Origin of the sequence: Micromonospora sp. NPDC051296 (assembly GCF_040682255.1) — a bacterium.
GTDB lineage: Bacteria > Actinomycetota > Actinomycetes > Mycobacteriales > Micromonosporaceae > Micromonospora > Micromonospora craterilacus.
The window spans coordinates 1-17,343 of record NZ_JBFBAO010000114.1 but is presented as its reverse complement, the minus strand read 5'-3'; the positions used below and the strand labels follow the sequence as shown (position 1 = coordinate 17,343).

The 17,343-nt window shown below is 73.4% G+C and carries 16 protein-coding genes; 12 read left to right on the top strand and 4 right to left on the bottom strand.

Annotated features, from left to right (window positions below; genetic code table 11):
• The coding region (locus tag AB0M52_RS14630; RefSeq protein ID WP_363953351.1) for a nucleotide sugar dehydrogenase at positions 1-805 on the bottom strand (805 nt) is incomplete at its 3' end.
• A gap of 107 nt (positions 806-912) precedes the next feature.
• A complete protein-coding gene (locus AB0M52_RS14625; RefSeq protein WP_363953350.1) occupies positions 913-2,271 on the bottom strand; it encodes a serine/threonine-protein kinase in 1,359 nt (452 codons plus the stop codon).
• A gap of 514 nt (positions 2,272-2,785) precedes the next feature.
• On the opposite strand from AB0M52_RS14625, the gene AB0M52_RS14620 reads away from it, so the two are divergent.
• The 9 genes from AB0M52_RS14620 (at position 2,786) to AB0M52_RS14580 (ending at position 10,293) form a co-directional block, all read left to right on the top strand.
• Positions 2,786-3,421, top strand: a complete 636-nt coding sequence (locus AB0M52_RS14620; protein WP_363953348.1) for an RNA polymerase sigma factor — start codon at positions 2,786-2,788, stop codon at positions 3,419-3,421.
• A gap of 1 nt (position 3,422) precedes the next feature.
• The gene (locus tag AB0M52_RS14615) at positions 3,423-4,274 is read left to right on the top strand and encodes a hypothetical protein (RefSeq protein WP_363953346.1); all 852 of its coding nucleotides are present in this window, start codon (positions 3,423-3,425) and stop codon (positions 4,272-4,274) included.
• Positions 4,275-4,396: 122 nt separating this feature from the next.
• The gene (gene egtA, locus AB0M52_RS14610) at positions 4,397-5,632 is read left to right on the top strand and encodes an ergothioneine biosynthesis glutamate--cysteine ligase EgtA (protein ID WP_363953344.1); all 1,236 of its coding nucleotides are present in this window, start codon (positions 4,397-4,399) and stop codon (positions 5,630-5,632) included.
• A complete protein-coding gene (egtB, locus tag AB0M52_RS14605; RefSeq protein ID WP_363953342.1) occupies positions 5,629-6,963 on the top strand; it encodes an ergothioneine biosynthesis protein EgtB in 1,335 nt (444 codons plus the stop codon). Before egtA ends, egtB begins: the two co-directional genes overlap by 4 nt.
• A gap of 10 nt (positions 6,964-6,973) precedes the next feature.
• Positions 6,974-7,720 carry an ergothioneine biosynthesis protein EgtC gene (gene egtC, locus AB0M52_RS14600; protein ID WP_363953340.1) on the top strand — a complete coding sequence of 249 codons (747 nt, stop codon included), beginning with the start codon at positions 6,974-6,976 and terminating at the stop codon, positions 7,718-7,720.
• Positions 7,721-7,767: 47 nt separating this feature from the next.
• Positions 7,768-8,733, top strand: a complete 966-nt coding sequence (gene egtD / locus AB0M52_RS14595) for an L-histidine N(alpha)-methyltransferase (RefSeq protein ID WP_363953338.1) — start codon at positions 7,768-7,770, stop codon at positions 8,731-8,733.
• A gap of 271 nt (positions 8,734-9,004) precedes the next feature.
• Positions 9,005-9,592, top strand: coding sequence for a TMEM165/GDT1 family protein (locus AB0M52_RS14590; protein ID WP_363953336.1), 588 nt, complete (start codon positions 9,005-9,007; stop codon positions 9,590-9,592).
• 48 nt (positions 9,593-9,640) lie between these two features.
• The gene (locus AB0M52_RS14585; RefSeq protein ID WP_363953334.1) at positions 9,641-10,003 is read left to right on the top strand and encodes a DUF1622 domain-containing protein; all 363 of its coding nucleotides are present in this window, start codon (positions 9,641-9,643) and stop codon (positions 10,001-10,003) included.
• Positions 10,000-10,293 carry a hypothetical protein gene (locus AB0M52_RS14580; protein WP_363953332.1) on the top strand — a complete coding sequence of 98 codons (294 nt, stop codon included), beginning with the start codon at positions 10,000-10,002 and terminating at the stop codon, positions 10,291-10,293. The genes AB0M52_RS14585 and AB0M52_RS14580 overlap by 4 nt, the downstream gene beginning before the upstream one ends.
• Positions 10,294-10,309: 16 nt before the next feature.
• Here AB0M52_RS14580 and nhaA read toward each other — a convergent pair whose 3' ends face one another.
• Positions 10,310-11,638, bottom strand: a complete 1,329-nt coding sequence (gene nhaA, locus AB0M52_RS14575) for a Na+/H+ antiporter NhaA (RefSeq protein ID WP_363953330.1) — start codon at positions 11,636-11,638, stop codon at positions 10,310-10,312.
• 370 nt (positions 11,639-12,008) lie between these two features.
• Between nhaA and AB0M52_RS14570 the strand changes: the two genes are divergently transcribed.
• Positions 12,009-13,472 carry a polysaccharide biosynthesis tyrosine autokinase gene (locus tag AB0M52_RS14570; protein WP_363953328.1) on the top strand — a complete coding sequence of 488 codons (1,464 nt, stop codon included), beginning with the start codon at positions 12,009-12,011 and terminating at the stop codon, positions 13,470-13,472.
• Here the strand turns inward: AB0M52_RS14570 and AB0M52_RS14565 are convergent.
• Positions 13,453-14,007: a low molecular weight phosphatase family protein gene (locus AB0M52_RS14565; RefSeq protein ID WP_363953326.1), complete on the bottom strand. Its 555-nt coding sequence runs from the start codon at positions 14,005-14,007 to the stop codon at positions 13,453-13,455. The two genes, AB0M52_RS14570 and AB0M52_RS14565, sit on opposite strands and share 20 nt — an antisense overlap.
• Before the next feature lie 162 nt (positions 14,008-14,169).
• Here AB0M52_RS14565 and AB0M52_RS14560 point away from each other — a divergent pair, with 162 nt between their 5' ends.
• Entirely contained in the window at positions 14,170-15,423 is a 1,254-nt protein-coding gene (locus AB0M52_RS14560) for a glycosyltransferase family 4 protein (protein WP_363953324.1), read from the top strand.
• Between the two features lie 84 nt (positions 15,424-15,507).
• Entirely contained in the window at positions 15,508-17,292 is a 1,785-nt protein-coding gene (locus AB0M52_RS14555) for a DUF4012 domain-containing protein (RefSeq protein ID WP_363953322.1), read from the top strand.
• Positions 17,293-17,343: the final 51 nt, after the last annotated feature.

The following is a 17,343-nucleotide window of genomic DNA, read 5'->3' as shown; positions in this document are numbered from 1 at the left end:
AGCAGGGGTCGATCGGCAGGCAGTGCCCGCCGACGCCGGGGCCCGGACGGAACGACATGAAGCCGAAGGGCTTGGTCTCCGCCGCCTCGATCGCCTGCCACACGTCGATGTCCAGTTGGTGGGAGAGCATGGTCAGCTCGTTGACCAGTGCGATGTTGACCTGGCGGAAGGTGTTCTCGATCAGCTTGGTCAGCTCGGCCACCCGGGTCGAGTCCACCGGGACGGTGCGTTCCACCAGGCGTCGGTAGAACCCGTCGACCCGGGCCAGGGAGGCGCTGTCCACGCCGGCGACCACCTTCGGGGTGTTCTCCAGCCGCCAGGCCGGGTTGCCCGGGTCGATCCGCTCGGGGCTGTACCCGAGGTGGAAGTCCCCGGGGCTGCGCAGCCCACTGGCCGACTCCAGCAGCGGGCGGAGCAGCTCCTCCGTGGTGCCGGGGTAGGTGGTGGACTCCAGGATCACCGTGCAGCCCGGCCGCAGGTACGGCCCGATCCCGACACCGGCCTGCTCCACGAAGCTCAGGTCGGGGGTGCCGTCGCGCAGCGGCGTGGGCACGGTGATCACGCAGACGTCGAAGTCCTCGGCGTCGGCGTACTCGGTGCTCGGGCGGTAGCGACCGCTGGCCAGAGCCCGGCCGAGCCGGTCGGCGGGGATGTCCGCCACGTACGACTCGCCAGAGGTGAGCCGCTTGACCCGGTCGGCGTCGACGTCGAGGCCGACCACGTCCAGGCCGGCTTCGACCGCCCGCACGGCCAGCGGCAGGCCGACGTAACCCTGGCCGATGACGACCAACTTCTCCACGCTCACCCGGGCTCCCGAAACAGACGGAGATAACGACCGGTAACGAGCCTAGAGCGCCGTGTGATGCCGTGTGTCCGTTTCGGGGAATTCGGGGAGCTTGGGGCGGATGGGGCTCAGCCGGAGCCCGCTTCGGAAGCCGGCGACGTCGTCGGAGACGTCGTGGTGGGCGGCGGCGCCGAGGTCGGCGTCTCGGTCGTCGGCTCGGGGCTGGGCGTCGTCGGGCCGGGGGTGGGCTCCGTCGGGTCGGGCGACTCGGGTGCGGTCGACTCGCTGGGTTGCGGCGACGACACCGACGGCGACGGCGACTTGGTCGGTCGGGCCGTCGAGCCGGCCGGTCGCAGGGGCGGGGCCGGGGCGACCGCGGTCTCGTCCTGGCTCGGCGGGGCCGCCTCATCCAAGGGGGATTCGGCGGTCGGCGTGGTGGCGGGCAGCTCCACCGCCGGGGTGCCGGCCTCGGTGACCGCGCTGAGCGCCGCGCCGAGCGCCGCCAACCCGACCACCACGGCGGTGAGCGCGCCGACGAGGGTGCCGCGCCGCCGCCGCCCGGGCGCCGGCCCGGCGCCCACCGTCGGAAGATCCGTGCGGGTACCCGGCCCGGCATCGCGAAGCGCGGCGGCCGGGACCAGCGCGGTGGGCAGGGAGCCCTCCGACACGGCGGCCCGGGCGGCCTCCGCCATCGCTGCGCCGCTGCTGAACCGGTCGGCGGGATTCTTGGCCAGGGCGCGGTCGACCAGCGCCCGCACCGCCTCCGGGATTTCGTGCGGCAGTTCCGGCGGCGCGTCGTCGAGATGCCGGACGGCGACCTGGAGCGGGTTGTCCCCGGTGAACGGCGGGCTGCCGGTCAGGCAGCAGTAGGCGACCGCGCCGAGCGCGTACAGGTCGGTCGCGCCGGAGACCGGCCGCCCGGCGGCCTGCTCGGGGGCCATGTAGAGCGCGGTGCCGGGCACCGCGTTGGTGCTGGTGATGCTCGTCACATTGGTCGAGCGGGCGACGCCGAAGTCGACCAGGACGACCGTGCCGTCCTCCTGCACCAGCAGGTTGCTCGGCTTCACGTCGCGGTGCACGATCCCGCCGAGGTGTGCGGCGTTCAACGCCTGTGCCGCCTGCGCCACGACCGACATGGTCTCGCCCACGTCCAGCCGGCCCTCGGCCTCGATCCGCCTCGACAGCGGTTGGCCGGTGACGAACTCCATGACCAGGTAGTCGGCCCGGCCTCCGCCGGGCAGGTCGTCCTCGCCGCAGTCGAAGACCTGCACGATTCCCGGATGGCGCAGCGCTGCCATGATCCGGGCCTCGGCGCGGAATCTGGCGATGAAGTCGGGGTCGGACACCAGCGAGGGCAGGAGTACCTTGACCGCGACCTGCCGGCCGAGGATCAGGTCGGAGGCCCGCCAGACGTCGCCCATGCCGCCGGTGGCGACACGCTCATCCAAGCGGTATCGACGGCTGAGTACGACCTCCGAAGACAACACGGCACCACCGTACCCACAGTGGCCACGAACGGCGCGCCGGCCGGGCCGCGCCCGGCGCGGCCCAGCGGTCAGGCCCGGCGGGCTCGGGTGACCTTACCGGCACCGTGCGTAACGGCCTTGCTCGGCCGGCTCGGCCCGGTGCCGGTCGGCCTGCCGTCACCGACCGTCGGGCCGCGGCGAAGCGTCGTCGGGCCGCGGCGTGTTACAGCGACACGCCGTCGGGGCGGTAGACAATTCTCACTGGAACGTGCGGTCAGGGCGGCTTGTCGTACCTCGTCCCGCGCTCCTAACGTTAGCCCGATCCAGCGGCGTCGGCGGCGTCTGTACCGTCGGTGGTTGTGGTCCGCAGCGGTGTGGGGGAAGAATCCGCTGGGGGGCCAAGGCGGTCCGAAGCGAATAGGTCGACGGGGGCGGGGTGCTGGAACAGGTCCGGCCCGAGGACCGGGCCGGCACGATGCGCGCCCGCCCGGCAAACGTCCCGCGAGAGGGCCGGTGGAGCGGAAGCAGCAGGGCCATGACCGGTGAACTGAGTCGGGCCGTCGAGGCGGCCCAGGCCGGTGACGAGGAAGCCTTCCGCTTCCTCTACCGCAGCCTCCAACCGGGGCTGCTGCGTTACCTGACCGCCCTGGTCGGCGCGGACGCCGAGGACGTCGCGTCGGAGACGTGGTTGCAGGTCGCCCGCGACCTGCCCAACTTCACTGGTGGAGAGTTCCGTGCCTGGGCCGTCACCATCGCCCGTAACCGGGCCATGGACCACCTGCGTCGGCAACGCCGTCGCCCCGCGCTGTCGGTGCCGGTCCAGGAACTCAGCGAACTTGCCGGGGACGCCGACACCGCCGAACGCGCCGGGGAGACCATCGGCACCGAGGCGGCCCTCGCGATGATCGCCAGCCTGCCACCCCGCGAGGCCGAGGCGGTTCTGCTACGCGCCGTCGTCGGGCTCGACGCCGAGACCGCCGGGCGGGTGCTCGGCCGCCGCGCCGGTGCCGTGCGTACGGCCGCCCACCGTGGCCTGCGGCGGCTGGCGGTGCTGCTGGACCAGCGCGCCGAGATCGCCGCCACCCCGGCCGGGCGGGGGGACGGCGTTCCGCCGCGCCCGCGTACCGACCCGTACCCGCCGGCCACGCACTCCGAACCGGTGGACGGTTGACGTGAGGGAACTGCGCATGATCCTGCGGTGGTCGGGTGGGGCGGGGCCCCGGGCCGACCACGACCGGCTGCTCGACGCCGCCAGCGCGCCGCAGCACACGCCCCCGCCGGCCGGGCCGCCGGACCCGATCGCCGAGCTGCTGCGGGCCGCCGCGGCCCCGCCCCGACCGCACGAGCTCGCCGGTGAGCAGGCGGCGCTCGCCGCGTTCCGCGCAGCCCGGCAGGGCGGTACGGAGCCGACGCCGGCCCCCCGGTCGCGCCGACGCCGGTTCACCGCCCCGGTCGTGGCCTGGATCGCCGGCATTGCGGCCACCGCCACCGCCGGTGCCGCGCTGGCGGCCGTCAACCTGGACCGCCCGGCCCCGCCGCCCGTCCCGCCGGCCCCCGTTACCGGATCGCCCGCACCGGCGACCACCGGGGGCGGCGCGGAGCCCTCCGAGGGTGGCACCCAGCCCACCGACGGCCTGACCGGCGGGCCCAGCGGCGGTCCGACCGGCGGCGGGCCGGTTCCGACGCCGGCCGCGTCCTCACCCTCGCCCACCGAGCCGGGGGAGTCGGACGCCGACCCGACGGTGTACCTCGGCCCCGGAAACTCGAGCAACACCGAAGACCGGCCCGGTCACTGCAAGGCATACCTGTCGAAGAACGAGAGCCAGCGGGAGAAGGCCCTGACCACCCCGGCCTTCAACGAACTGGTGGTGGTGGCCGGCGGCGCCGACCAGGTGGAGGGGTACTGCCAGGCACTGCTGACCGAGACCGACCCGAAGTGGTTGGCGAAGCACGGCACCGACGGCTCGGACCCGGAGCCAACCGGCAGCGCCGCACCCGACGTCCGCACCGAACAAGGAATGTGAATTCCATTCGGCATGCGGTCGACCCCTGCTAGACAGAGGGTGGAGCCACCGACGACCCGCCGATGTCACCGGGGCGGGCTACGGTGGCCCGGCTGAGCCAGCACCGGGAAGGGGGCCGTTGCATGGTGGCGTCGCCGGAGGTGGACCGGATCCCGGTGCTGCGTGACCGCGCCGCGGCCGCCCGGCACCTCGCCCGGATCTGCTTCAAGACCGGGCCACCGACCCACACCGGTGTCGAGCTCGAATGGACGGTCCACGACGCCGTCGAACCCGCCCGCCCCGTCGACGCCGCGCAGCTGCGCGCGGCGCTGGGGCCGTATAGTCCCACCACGCTTGATCCGACGAGTCCCGCCCTGCGACTGCTCCAGGGCGGCACGGTGACCGTCGAGCCCGGCGGCCAGCTGGAGATCTCCACCCCGCCGCGAGCCTCCGTCGCCGCCCTGATCGAAGCCACCCAGTCCGACATCAGCCAGGTCACCCGGCTGCTCGACGCCGCCGGCCTGACCCTCGGCCACGCCGGCCTCGACCCGTACCGCCGGCCGCGCCCGGTGATCGACACACCTCGCTACCGCGCCATGCGCCGGGTCTTCGACCGGCGTGGCCCGGCCGGGCGGACGATGATGTACAGCACCGCCGGCCTGCAGGTCTGTCTCGACGCGGGAGAACCCGAGCAGCTCGCCGCCCGCTGGGCGCTGGTGCACGCGGTCGGGCCACCGCTGCTGGCCGCCTTCGCCACCGCCGGCCGGCACGCCGGTCGGGACACCGGCTGGGCCTCGGCGCGGATGGGGGCGTGGTGGCGCATCGATCCGGCCCGCACCGCACCGGTCTGGACGCCGGGCCGGGCCGAGGAGGACCCGGTCGCCGCCTGGACCGCGTACGTGCTGGCCGCCCCGCTGCTCTGCGTCCGGGACGACGACGGTGACTGGACCCCGCCACCGGACGTGACGTTCGCCGACTGGGTCGAAGGGGCGTTGCCCCGACCGCCCACCGCCGACGACCTCGAATACCACGTGAGCACGCTTTTTCCGCCGGTACGGCCGCGCGGCTACCTCGAACTGCGGTACCTCGACGCGCAGGCGGGCCGGGACTGGACGCTGCCGCTGGCGGTGCTGGCCGCCCTGCTCACCGGCGCCGACACGGTCGGCGCGGCGATGGCGGTCGCCGCGCCGGTGGCCGAGGGCTGGCACACCGCGGCGCGGCGCGGCCTGCGTGATCCGAGCCTGGCCTCGGCCGCCGCCGGCCTGTTCGAGGTGGCCCTGACGGCGCTGCCGCGGCTCGGCCTGCCGGCGGCCCTGCACGACGAGATCGACCAGGGGGTACGACGGCGGCGCGACGCCGCGGAGAGGAGGCAGCGGTGACCGACACCACGACCGATCGGAGCGGAGAAGGGCTGCGCAGCCGGATCGCGGCGGAACTGGAACGGACCCGGGCCCGGACCGCCCGGCTGACCGAGGCGGTGGACGACGGCGACCTGGTGCGCCAGCACTCGCCGTTGATGTCTTCGCTGGTGTGGGATCTGGCCCACGTGGGCAACCAGGAGGAACTCTGGCTGGTCCGGGACGTCGGTGGCCGGGAACCGGTCCGGCGTGACATCGACGACCTGTACGACGCCTTCAAGCAGCCCCGCAAGGACCGCCCGTCGCTGCCGCTGCTGCCGCCGACAGAGGCGCGGGCGTACCTGGCGACCGTCCGGGACAAGGTGTACGACCTGCTCGACGGCATCGCCTTCGACAGCCGCCCGCTGGTCGCCGACGGCTTCGCCTTCGGGATGATCGTGCAGCACGAGCAGCAGCACGACGAGACCATGCTCGCCACCCACCAGTTGCGCTCCGGCCCTGCGGTGCTGCAGGCGCCGCCGCCGCCCGAGCCGGCCGTCCGGGTGACCGGTGAGGTGCTGGTGCCCGCCGGCCCGTTCACCATGGGCACCGACGCCGACCCGTGGGCGCTGGACAACGAACGCCCGGCCCACCGGGTGGAGCTGCCCGCGTACGTCATCGACGCCGCGCCGGTGACCAACGGGGCGTACCGCGAGTTCATCGCCGACGGTGGGTACGACGACCCGCGCTGGTGGAGCGCGCGGGGCTGGCGACATCGCCAGGAGGCCGGACTGAACGCGCCGATGCACTGGCGGCGCGACGGGGACGGCTGGGCGTACCAGCGGTTCGGCCGGTGGGACCGGGTCCGCGACGACGAGCCGGTGGTGCACGTCTGTTTCCACGAGGCGCAGGCGTACGCCAGTTGGGCCGGCAAGCGGCTGCCCACCGAGGCGGAGTGGGAGAAGGCGGCCCGCTGGGACCCGGCCACCGGCCGGTCCCGCCGCTACCCGTGGGGCGACGACGAGCCGACCTCGGCGCACGCCAACCTGGGGCAGCGACACCTGTGGCCGGCGCCGGTCGGCGCCTACCCCGCCGGGGCCTCGCCGCTGGGCGTGCACCAGCTCGTCGGCGACGTGTGGGAGTGGACCGCCACCCCGTTCCGGGGCTATCCGGGCTTCGTCGCCTTCCCGTACCGGGAGTACTCGGAGGTCTTCTTCGGCGATGACTACCAGGTGCTGCGCGGCGGGTCGTTCGGCACCGACCGGGCCGCCTGCCGGGGCACGTTCCGCAACTGGGACTACCCGATCCGACGGCAGATCTTCAGCGGCTTCCGCTGCGCCCGCGACGCCCGGCCCGAGGAGTCCCACCGGTGACGGTCGCCTGATGTGCCGCCACCTGGCCTACCTGGGGCCGCCGGTGACCCTGCGCGAGCTGCTGTTCGACCCGCCGCACTCGCTGCTGCGCCAGTCCTGGGCACCGCGCGACATGCGCGGCGGCGGGACGATCAACGCCGACGGGTTCGGCGTCGGGTGGTATCCGGACGGCGGCGCGCCGGTGCGGTACCGGCGGGCCCAGCCGATCTGGAGTGACCCGACCATCGCCGACCTGGCGGCGGCCACCAGGAGCGGCGCGGTGCTGGCCGCGGTCCGCTCGGCCACGGTCGGCATGGCGGTCGTCGACGCCGCCGCCGCACCCTTCGCCGAGGGCCGGTGGCTGTTCAGCCACAACGGCGTGGTGCGCGGCTGGCCGGACTCGGTGGTCCCGCTCGCCGCCGAGCTGCCCGTACGTGACCTGCTCACCCTCGACGCGACCACCGACTCGGCGCTGCTGTGGGCGCTGGTCCGCGACCGGCTGCGGGCGGGTGCCCCACCGGCGCGGGCGGTCGCCGAAACGGTCACCTCGGTCGCCGCGGCCGCCCCCGGGTCGCGGCTCAACCTGCTGCTCACCGACGGCCACAGCGTGGTCGCCAGCGTGGCCGGGCACGCCCTGTCCCTGCGCGCCACGCCGACCTCGGTGCTGCTGGCCTCCGAACCGCACGACGACGACCCGGGCTGGCGGGAGGTGCCCGACGGTCACCTCGTGACGGCCACCGCGACCGAGGTACGCCAGCACGCCCTCGCGGCACCGTGACCCGGCCCGGTCATCGACCACCGAACGCCCGACGGAAGGGGAGACAGATGAGCGCGGAGCCACTCGAGATCCACCTCGACGACCAGGACATCGGTCGCAGCCTGCGGCACGACGTACGGGTCGGGCTGACCGCCGATGAGAAATGGTTACCGCCGAAGTGGTTCTACGACGCCCGGGGCAGTGAACTGTTCGAGGAGATCACCCGGCTGCCCGAGTACTACCCGACCCGGGCCGAACGCGCGGTGCTGGCCGAGCGCGCGGCCGAGATCGCCGAGGTGACCGGCGCGAAGACCCTGATCGAGCTCGGTTCCGGGTCGTCGGAGAAGACCCGGTTGCTGCTGGACGCCTTCACCCGCCGCGGCGGCCTGGGCACGTTCGTGCCGCTGGACGTGTCGGTCAGCGCCCTGGCGGGGTCCACCGCCACCCTGGCCGCCGACTATCCCGGGCTGCGGGTACGCGGCATCGTCGGGGACTTCACCCGGCACCTGGACCGGCTGCCCACCGGCGGCCAGCGGCTGGTGATATTCCTCGGCGGCACCATCGGCAACCTGCTGCCGGCCGAGCGGGCCGAGTTCCTCACCCGGATGCGGGCCGCGCTGGAAATGGGTGACTGGCTGCTGATCGGCACCGACCTGGTCAAGGACCCGGCAGTGATCGTGCCCGCGTACGACGACGCGGCCGGCGTGACCGCCGAGTTCAACCGCAATGTGCTGTGGGTGCTCAACCGGGAACTCGGCACCGACTTCGACCCGGAGGCGTTCACCCACGTCGCGTTCTGGGACCCCGACCGGGAGTGGATCGAGATGCGGCTGCGGGCCGAGCGGCCGGTGCGGGTACGGGTGCTCGACCTGGATGTCAGCTTCGCCGCGGGGGAGGAGCTGCGTACCGAGGTGTCGGCGAAGTTCCGCCCCGAGGGGATTGCCGCCGAACTGGCCACGGCGGGGTTCCGCGCCGAGCGGTTCTGGACCGACCCGGACGGCCTGTTCGGGGTCACCCTGGCCCGCGCCGACTGACCCGCGTCGGCGGGCTCGCCCCGACACCCGGTCCGACCGTCGGCGCGGGTGGGTCATCTCACCCTGACGGCCGGAGCCGGGCGGTGATCGGCTAGGCTCTGGCACAGCGAAGGGGAGTAGCCCGCAACGCCGTGGTCGACATACTGGTGCGTTCCGCATCCGGCCACGCGGCCTCGTCACCGATGAGGCGGGCGAGACCTTCGACCCAGGCTTCAACAGCCGGGTCGAGGGCATCCCCGTACCTCCTCCCGGCCCGATCCGGAAGGACGTCATGGAGGGGTTCCTCGTCGCGCTGGCGGTCAGCTTCGGCGTGATCTTCGTTGCCGAGCTGGGAGACAAGTCCCAGCTCATGGCCCTGGCCTTCGCCACCAGATACCGCACCGTGCCGATCCTGATCGGCATCACCGTGGCCACCGCCGTGGTGCACCTGGCCTCGGTGGCGATCGGCCACGGTCTCGGCGCCGCCCTGCCCACCGGCTGGATCTCGCTGCTGGCGGGTCTGGCCTTCATCGGCTTCGGCCTGTGGACCCTGCGCGGGGACACGCTCACCGAGGAGGAGAAGGGCAAGGCCGCCAAGGGCGGCAAGTCGGCCGTGCTGGCCGTCGGTGTCGCGTTTTTCCTGGCCGAACTCGGCGACAAGACGATGCTCGCGACGATCACGCTGGCCACCCAGTACGGCTGGTTCGGCACCTGGATCGGCTCGACCATCGGCATGGTCGCCGCGGACGCGTTGGCCATCATCGTCGGCCGGTTGCTCGGCCGGAAGCTGCCGGAACGGACCATCAAGTACGGCGCCGCCGCGCTGTTCGCCATCAGCGGCATCTGGCTGATCGTCGAGGCGGTCGCGCAGCTGCGCTGAGCCGGCCCGGCGCCGACTACCCGGGTAGCGGCCGGGTAAGGCGCCGAGGTGGACGTCGAGGTGATCCTCCACCGCGGCCACCAGTTCCTGGTGACCGCGGTGGAGCTGGTCGGCGCGTTGGTGATCGTCGTGGGAGCCGGCTGGGCCGCGGCGCGGTTCGTGGTCGACGGGCTGCGGTTCCGGGACGCCACCGTGTTCACCCGGATCCGGTTGTCCCTGGGGCGGTTCCTCACCCTGGGGCTGGAGTTCCAGCTGGCGGCGGACATCCTGCGTACCGCGTTGTCGCCGACGTTCGCGCAGATCGGCCAGCTCGCCGCCATCGCCGCGATTCGGACCGCGCTGAACTACGTCCTGGGCCGGGAGATCGAGCATGAGCAGCGGCAGGTCGGCGAGCCGGGGCGGTCCCGGTGACGGCGACCCTGTCCGCCGGCGTCACGGTGCTCGGCGCGCTCGCCGCGACGGTGGCGCTGGTCGCCACCGGCTCCTGGCCGACGGCCCTGCGGGTGCTGCTCGACATGCTGGTCGCCGCCGGCCTGCTGCGGCTGACCGGGAACGAGAGCTGGCCGGACCTCGCCGCGGTCGCGGCCATCGTGGTGCTGCGCCTGGTGCTCCGGTCCGCGTTGCTCCAGGACTACCGGCGGTGGCGGTCGACGGACGCGGGACGCCCGGCCGAGCAGCTCGGCCGGGCGTCCGGGTCCTGACGGGGTCGCTCGCCGGTCAGCCGCCGGGCTTCTGGTAGACGTCCGGCACGCCGTCCTGGTCGCGGTCGACCTGCTCCTTCAGCGCGATCGCCCGGTAGGCCTTGTTGCGCCGCGACAGCACCACCATGGCCAACAGCGCCGAGATCACCGAACCGGCGAGCACCGCGGCCTTGACGTTGGCACTCTCGACGCCGTCCGAGCCGAAGGCCAGTTCGCCGATCAGCAGTGAGACGGTGAAGCCGATGCCGGCCAGCAACGACACGCCGAGCAGATCCGACCAGGTGATGTCCTCGTCCAGCTGGGCCCGGGTGAACCGGGCCAGCAGGAAGGTCGACCCGAGGATGCCGACGCACTTGCCGACGACCAGACCGAGCACGATGCCGAGGACGATCGGGTCGGTGACCACCGCGCCCAGGTCGGCGCCGCGCAGCGACACCCCGGCGGCGAAGAAGGCGAAGACCGGAACGGCGAAGCCGGCCGAGATGGGCCGCCACTTGTGCTCCAGGTGCTCGGCGAGGCCGGGCACGGGGCGGCCGTCGCGGCCCTTGCCGGCGAGCACCGGCACGGTGAAGCCCAGCAGTACACCCGCCACCGTGGCGTGCACTCCGGAGGAGTGCACCAGGGTCCAGGCGACGAGCGCGAGCGGGATGAGCGCCCACCACCAGGTGCGGCGGCGCTGCACCAGCAGGCCGAACAGCGCGATCGGCACCACGGCCGCGAGCAGGGGGAGCACGCTGAAGTGGTCGGTGTAGAAGATCGCGATGATGGTGATCGCGAGCAGGTCGTCGACCACGGCCAGGGTGAGCAGGAAGGCCCGCAGGCCCTGCGGCAGGTAGGCCCCGATCACGGCCAGCACGGCCAGCGCGAAGGCGATGTCGGTGGCGGTGGGGATGGCCCAGCCGCGCAGCCCCTCGCCGCCACCGGCGAGGTTGACCCCCACGTAGATCAGCGCCGGCAGCATCATGCCGCCGAGCGCCGCCACCACCGGCAACGCCGCGCGGCGCGGGTCGCGCAGTTCGCCGGCGACGAACTCCCGCTTGAGTTCCAGGCCGACCACGAAGAAGAAGATGGCCAGCAGGCCGTCGGCGGCCCAGGTGGCGAGGTCGAGGTCGAGATGCAGCGCCGAGCCGCCGGACCAGGGCACCCACCGGCCCAACTCGGCGTAGGTGTCGCCCCAGGGTGAGTTCGCCCAGACCAGCGCGATCACCGCGCCGAGCAGCAGCAGCGCGCCGCCGACCGTCTCGGTGCGCAGCACGTCGGCCAGGAACCGGGCCTCCGGCCAGGAGGTACGCGCGAAGAGGCGGCGGACGCCGCGGCGTTCAGGACGTGGGGTGTGGTCGGTCATTCGGGAGGTTCACCTCGTCGATCGGGGGCAGCACAGCATCGTCGCCGACCAGGCTTCCCGGCACACCGACCATGACCCTATCCAGTGCCGACGGCCGTCGCGAGCGAGGTGGACGCGACTCGTCCCACATCCTGGCGGAAGGCGCGCCATCGCAGTCGGCGGAGAGACCGCAATTTTTTCCGGGCCGGAAGCGATTCCGACGGACCGCCGGTCCGGTTGGTCATTCCGGGCGCGATCCTCTACCGAGGAAAACACCTAACTCCGGACATAAGTCGTATGAACCGCTTTAATGGTTTCACGAGATTAAGTCGACCTTGGGGGTTTTCGTGAAGTTCTTTGGCGTTGCCGGCCCGGTACGGAGGCCCGCCTGATGGACCTGTACCGCCAACTACGCCTGGTGCGCCGGCACTGGTGGATCGTCCTGGTCACGCTCATGGTGGCCCTCGGCGTGACCGCGCTGGTCACCGTCCGGGCCCAGCCCCGTTACGTCGCCTCGGTCACCTTCTTCGTCACCACGCCGAGCCAGGGCGTCACCGACGCCTACCAGGGCGGCCTCTTTCTCCAGCAGCGGGTGAAGTCGTACGCCGAGTTGTTGACCAGTGACCGGTTGGCGCAGGCCGCGGTGGCCCAGGGCCAGTTGGGGCTGACCGCCGAGGAGATCCAGAGCCGGATCAGCACCTCCACCGAGGCGGGCACGGTCCTGCTGCGGGCGTCGGTGACCGACACCGACCAGACCCGGGCGCTGCGGGTCACCGAGGCGCTCTCGGCGAAGTTCGTCGAGCTGGTCCAGAAGGTCGAGACCAAGCCGGACGGCACCGCCGGGCCAATCAAGATCGAGGTCGTCAGCGGGCCCCGGGTCAGCCCCACTCCGGTCTCGCCGCAGCCGGTCCGCAACACCGCCATCGGCGCCCTGCTCGGCCTGCTGGTCGGCGTGGGCCTGGCGATCCTGCGCGGCATGGCCGACGTCCGGCTGCGCGACGCGGCCGGCCTGCAGCGGGTGACCGGTAGCCCGCTGCTCGGCGAGATCCCGATCGACAGCACCGCGCGGTCGGCCCCGCTGATCGTCGGCGACGCCGCGACCTCCGCCCGGGCCGAGGCGGTCCGCAAGCTCCGGACCAACCTGCGCTTCGTCGACGTGCACGAGCCGGCCCGGGTCATCGCCGTCACCAGCGCCCTGCAGGGGGAGGGCAAGACCACCCTGTCGTGCAACCTGGCGATCGCCCTGGCCGAGGCGGGCTGGCGGGTCCTGCTGGTCGACGCCGACCTGCGGCGGCCCAAGGTCGGCGACTACCTGGGCATCGACTCCGGGGTCGGGCTGACCGACGTGCTCGTCGGCGACGTGCACGTCGGCGACGTGGTCCAGCGGTGGGGCGACAAGTCCCTGCTCGTGCTGCCCAGCGGGTCGAGTCCACCCAACCCGAGCGAGCTGCTCGGCTCGAAGGCGATGTCGGACCTGCTGGTGGCCCTGCGCGAGTCCGCCGACATCGTCATCATCGACACCGCGCCGCTGCTCGCGGTCACCGACGGCGTGGTGGTCGCCGTGCAGGCCGACGGCGCCCTGCTGGTCACCCAGCAGGGGCGTACCTCACGGGCGCAGGTGGCCGCGGCGGCCCGGGCGCTGCACTCGGTGTCGGTGCGGTTGCTCGGCTGCGTGCTGAACATGGCCCGGGTACCCAAGGCCGAGGCCTACCAGTACGAGGCGTACCGGGTGGTGGCCGCGGCGGCGAGCCCGTCGGTGCCGGCGGATCGGGCCTCGTCCGGCCGGCACGCCGAGCGCACCCGCGCCGGCGACGTGGGCACCCACACCCAGGAACTCACCCGGCTGTCCCGATGAGCGCGGCCAGCGGGCGCAGGGACCGTTCGATCTCCGCCGCGCAGCGCCGGAAGTCTTCGGGCGTGCCCCCGACCGGATCCCGCAGGTCGTCGGCGTCCCCGGGGGCGGGTTGCAGCCGCCCCCGGGCCAGCGCGGCGGCCGTCACCGCGGACTGGAGCGGATCGTCCTGGTCCTCCACCGGCGGCTCGACCGCCGCGGCGAGCCGGCCGAACTGGCGCAGCGTGAACGTCCGGTGCAGCGCCGCCGGCGCCAGCGCGGTGCAGATCGACCGTTGGCGCCGGGTGGCGGTCAGCACCAGCACCGCGTCGGTGAGGTGGTCGGGCAGGAGCCGTCGGCTGCGGAACGCCGCCGGATCCTCGCCGGTCTCGGCGGCGATCTCCACGGCGTACGGATGCATGGCCAGGCCCTCGACGGCGTCGGTGCCGGCGCTGGCCACCGTCACCGGCCGTCCGGCGAGCAGGCGGCGGGCGGCGTACTCGGCCATCGGTGACCGGCACAGGTTGGCGTGGCAGACGAACAACACCCCGTTGATCATGTGGCATCCCCTCGACGACGCGGTCGCGGGCGGCAGCGCCGCGACGGGGGACGGCCGCCGGTGGCGTCCGCCCCGGGAGGGGTTGCCGGCATCGTACGCAGCCGTTGCGCCCGCCGTCCCGGGCGCCGCGCCGGACCGGCAGGCCGGGACGGGGGTGTCCCGGTGCGGATCGGCATACTGACGTACCACTTTCCGCCGGAACCGGCGTTCATTCCCGGCAGCCTGGCCGAGGAACTGGCCGCGCGTGGCCACGAGGTGCGGGTGCTCACCGGATTTCCCGACTACCCCGGTGGGCACGTCTACCCGGGCTGGCGTCAGCGTTGGCACCACGAGACCCGCAGCCGAGGGCTGACCGTGCGGCGGGTGCCCCGGTACAGCACCGGCGACGCCGGCGTGCGCGGCCGGGTGGCCTCCTGGCTCTCCTTCGCCGGCAGCGCGGCGCTGGTCGGACGCCGCCTCTTCGCCGACGTCGACGTGCTGTACGTGCACCAGCCGCCGGCCGCGGCGTTCGCCTCGGCGGCCCTGCTGCGACTACTCGGGCGCAAGCCGGTCGTGCTGCATGTGCCGGACGTGTGGGCCGAGGCGGGGCCGGACGGCACCGACGACGGGCGGTGGGCGGCGCGGGTCCGCGCGGCCATGACCCGGACCTACCGGGCGGCCAGCGCGGTCGCGGTGACCTCGCCGTCGTTGCGCGACGCGGTCGTCGCGGTCGGCACCGACGCGGACCGGGTGCGGGTGGTGCTCAACTGGACCGACGAGCGGATCTTCCGGCCGGCGGCGGCCAGCCCGGCCGCACGCCGGCTGGTCCGCCGCGACGAGCGGTGCGTGGTGATGCACGCCGGCACCATCGGAGCCCGGCAGGGGCTGGAGACGGCGATCCGGGCGGCGGCGGCCCTGGACAAGACCATGGACCTGGTCCTGGTGGGTTCGGGCGCGGACGAGCGGCGGGTGCGGGGGCTCGCCGCCGAGTTGCGGGCCGACAACGTGCGGTTCGTCGAACGGCGTTCGCCGTTGGACATGCCCGAACTGTTCGCCGCCGCCGACTATCAGCTGGTCATGTTGCGTGATCTGCCGGCGCTGCGCAGCACCGTGCCGGGCAAGCTCCAGGCGGCGCTGTCGTGCGGCGCGCCGGTGGTGGCCTCGGCCGGTGGCGACACCGCCGCCCTGGTCGAGCGCGCCCGGGCGGGGCTGTCCTGCCCGCCGGAGGACTGGGCCAGCCTGGCCGACCGGTTCTGGCTGGCGGCACACATTCCGCCGCCCGCGCGCGTCGAGATGGGCCGGCGCGGCCGGGAGGCGTACCTGCGGGAGATGTCGCTGCCGGCCGGGGTGGACCGGATCGAGCAGCTGCTGCGGGAGGCGGTGGCGACCGGCCCGGGCCGGGACGCGCGCCGCGAGCCAGACTCGCATATCGCCTGAACCCGTCATTACTCCGCTAAAGCGGTCGTTAGGTGCTAGGAACAATGGTGCCTTCTGTCCGTTTTCGAGGAGTGGGGTGTGGGTGTGACGGAGAGCGAGAGTCCGCGTCGGCGGCGCAGCCGGTCGCGCCGGCGTCGGCGTGCCCGGCTGCGCCGCATCCTGCTCAGCACGCTGGTGGTCGGCTCGCTGCTGCTCGGCGTCGCCGGGTGGGTGGGGTTCCGGGGCTGGCAGGCTCGCGCCCACCTGGTCAACGCCGCCGGGTTGGCCGGCGAGCTGAGCGCCCACCTGGTCGGCGGGGACGCCGCCCGGGCGCAGCGGACCCTCGCCGCCCTGCAAGTGCAGTCCGGCGCGGCCCGGAAGGCCACCGAGGACCCCGGCTGGTGGTTGGGCCGGCAGGCGCCGTACGCCGGTGCCAACCTCTCCGCGGTCCGGCAGATCGCCATCGCGATAGACGACCTGGCACGCCAGGCGTTCCCCGCGCTGTTGCGGGTCGACCTCGGTGGCCTGGTACCCCGTGAGGGCCGGCTGGACCTGACCGGGCTGCGGGCCGTCAGCACCGAGCTGGGCAAGGTGGACGCCTCGGTGCGGCGGACCCGGACGGACCTGGCCGAAGTGCCCGGCGACCGGCTCGTCGGCCAGGTCCGGCGGGCGCTGGAGGACCTGCGCGGCGAGATCGACCGGCTGGCGGCGATGACCTCGGCGGCCGACCGGGCCAGCCGGCTGCTCCCGCCGTTGCTCGGCGTGGACGGCCCGCGACGGTATCTGCTGGTCTCGCAGAACTCCGCCGAGCTGCGCGCCACCGGCGGCATGTTCGGTGCGTACGCCGTCATCGAGGCGGACCGGGGCCGGATGAAGATGGGTGCCCAGGGCGCCAGCGGGAGCATGGGGCGCTTCGCCAAGCCGCTGAAGATCCCAGCCGAGCTGCGGGCGCTCTGGGGCGAACTGCCCGGCATGTACCCGGCGGACGTCAACCTCAGCCCGCACTTTCCGACCGCCGCCGCGCTGTACCGGGAGATGTACCGCCGGCACAGCGGCGCGACCGTCGACGGGGTGCTTGCCGTCGACCCGGTGGTGCTGTCGTACCTGTTGCAGGCCACCGGGCCGGTGCGGGTGCCCGGCGGCGTGTCGCTGAGCGCCGAGAACGCGGTCAGAACCCTGCTCAGCGACACCTATCAGCGGATGGGCGAGAAGGAGCAGGACACCTTCTTCGCCGCCGCGGCGGCCACGGTCTTCGACGCCTTGTTCGCGAGGAATGTCAACCCAAATGGGTTGTTGTCCGCATTTGACCGTTCTATACAAGAACGTCGGATATTGTTCTGGAGTGCCCGTCCGGAGGAACAGCGGACTTTCGGCGACAGCCGGATGGCCGGGGCGCTTCCGGAACAGGACACCGTGCCGACGGTCGGCGTGTTCCTCAACGACGGCAGCGGCGCGAAGCTCGGTTACTACCTCCGGCATACCGCCGACCTGATGGTCGGCGACTGCCAGGCGGACGGCCGTCGCGAACTGAGCCTGCGGGTGACCCTCAGGTCCACCGCGCCGGCCTCCGGGCTCAGCAAGTCGGTCCTCGGTCTGGGGCAGGCGGGGGATCCGTACACCGTCCGGACCCTCGTCTCGGTGTACGGCCCAGCCGGCGGGGCGGTCCTGGACAGCCGCCTCGACGGCGCCGAGACGTCGGTGGGCACCGGCACCGAGCGGCGCCGGCAGGTGGCCACGGTGAACGTCGAGGTCGGCCCGGGAGGGGCCCGAACGCTGGAGATGTCCCTGCTGACCGGCAAGACGGGCAGCGGGGCCGCAGAACTGTGGCTGACCCCGACCGCCACCCCATGGACCACCCAAGTTGTTACCGCACCAAGCTGTTCTCAGTAGGAGGGAACCACCATGCGGCTATCCCGCATCATCATGGCGCTCACGGTCGGT

Excerpts from the sequence above, each read along its gene's own strand:
- AB0M52_RS14565 (WP_363953326.1), bottom strand. The coding sequence starts at position 14,007 with ATGATCAACGGGGTGTTGTTCGTCTGCCACGCCAACCTGTGCCGGTCA.
- egtD (WP_363953338.1), top strand. The coding sequence starts at position 7,768 with ATGAGCGCGGAGCCACTCGAGATCCACCTCGACGACCAGGACATCGGT.
- egtA (WP_363953344.1), top strand. The coding sequence starts at position 4,397 with ATGGTGGCGTCGCCGGAGGTGGACCGGATCCCGGTGCTGCGTGACCGC.
- egtC (WP_363953340.1), top strand. The coding sequence starts at position 6,974 with ATGTGCCGCCACCTGGCCTACCTGGGGCCGCCGGTGACCCTGCGCGAG.
- nhaA (WP_363953330.1), bottom strand. The coding sequence starts at position 11,638 with ATGACCGACCACACCCCACGTCCTGAACGCCGCGGCGTCCGCCGCCTC.
- AB0M52_RS14590 (WP_363953336.1), top strand. The coding sequence starts at position 9,005 with ATGGAGGGGTTCCTCGTCGCGCTGGCGGTCAGCTTCGGCGTGATCTTC.
- AB0M52_RS14570 (WP_363953328.1), top strand. The coding sequence starts at position 12,009 with ATGGACCTGTACCGCCAACTACGCCTGGTGCGCCGGCACTGGTGGATC.
- AB0M52_RS14620 (WP_363953348.1), top strand. The coding sequence starts at position 2,786 with ATGACCGGTGAACTGAGTCGGGCCGTCGAGGCGGCCCAGGCCGGTGAC.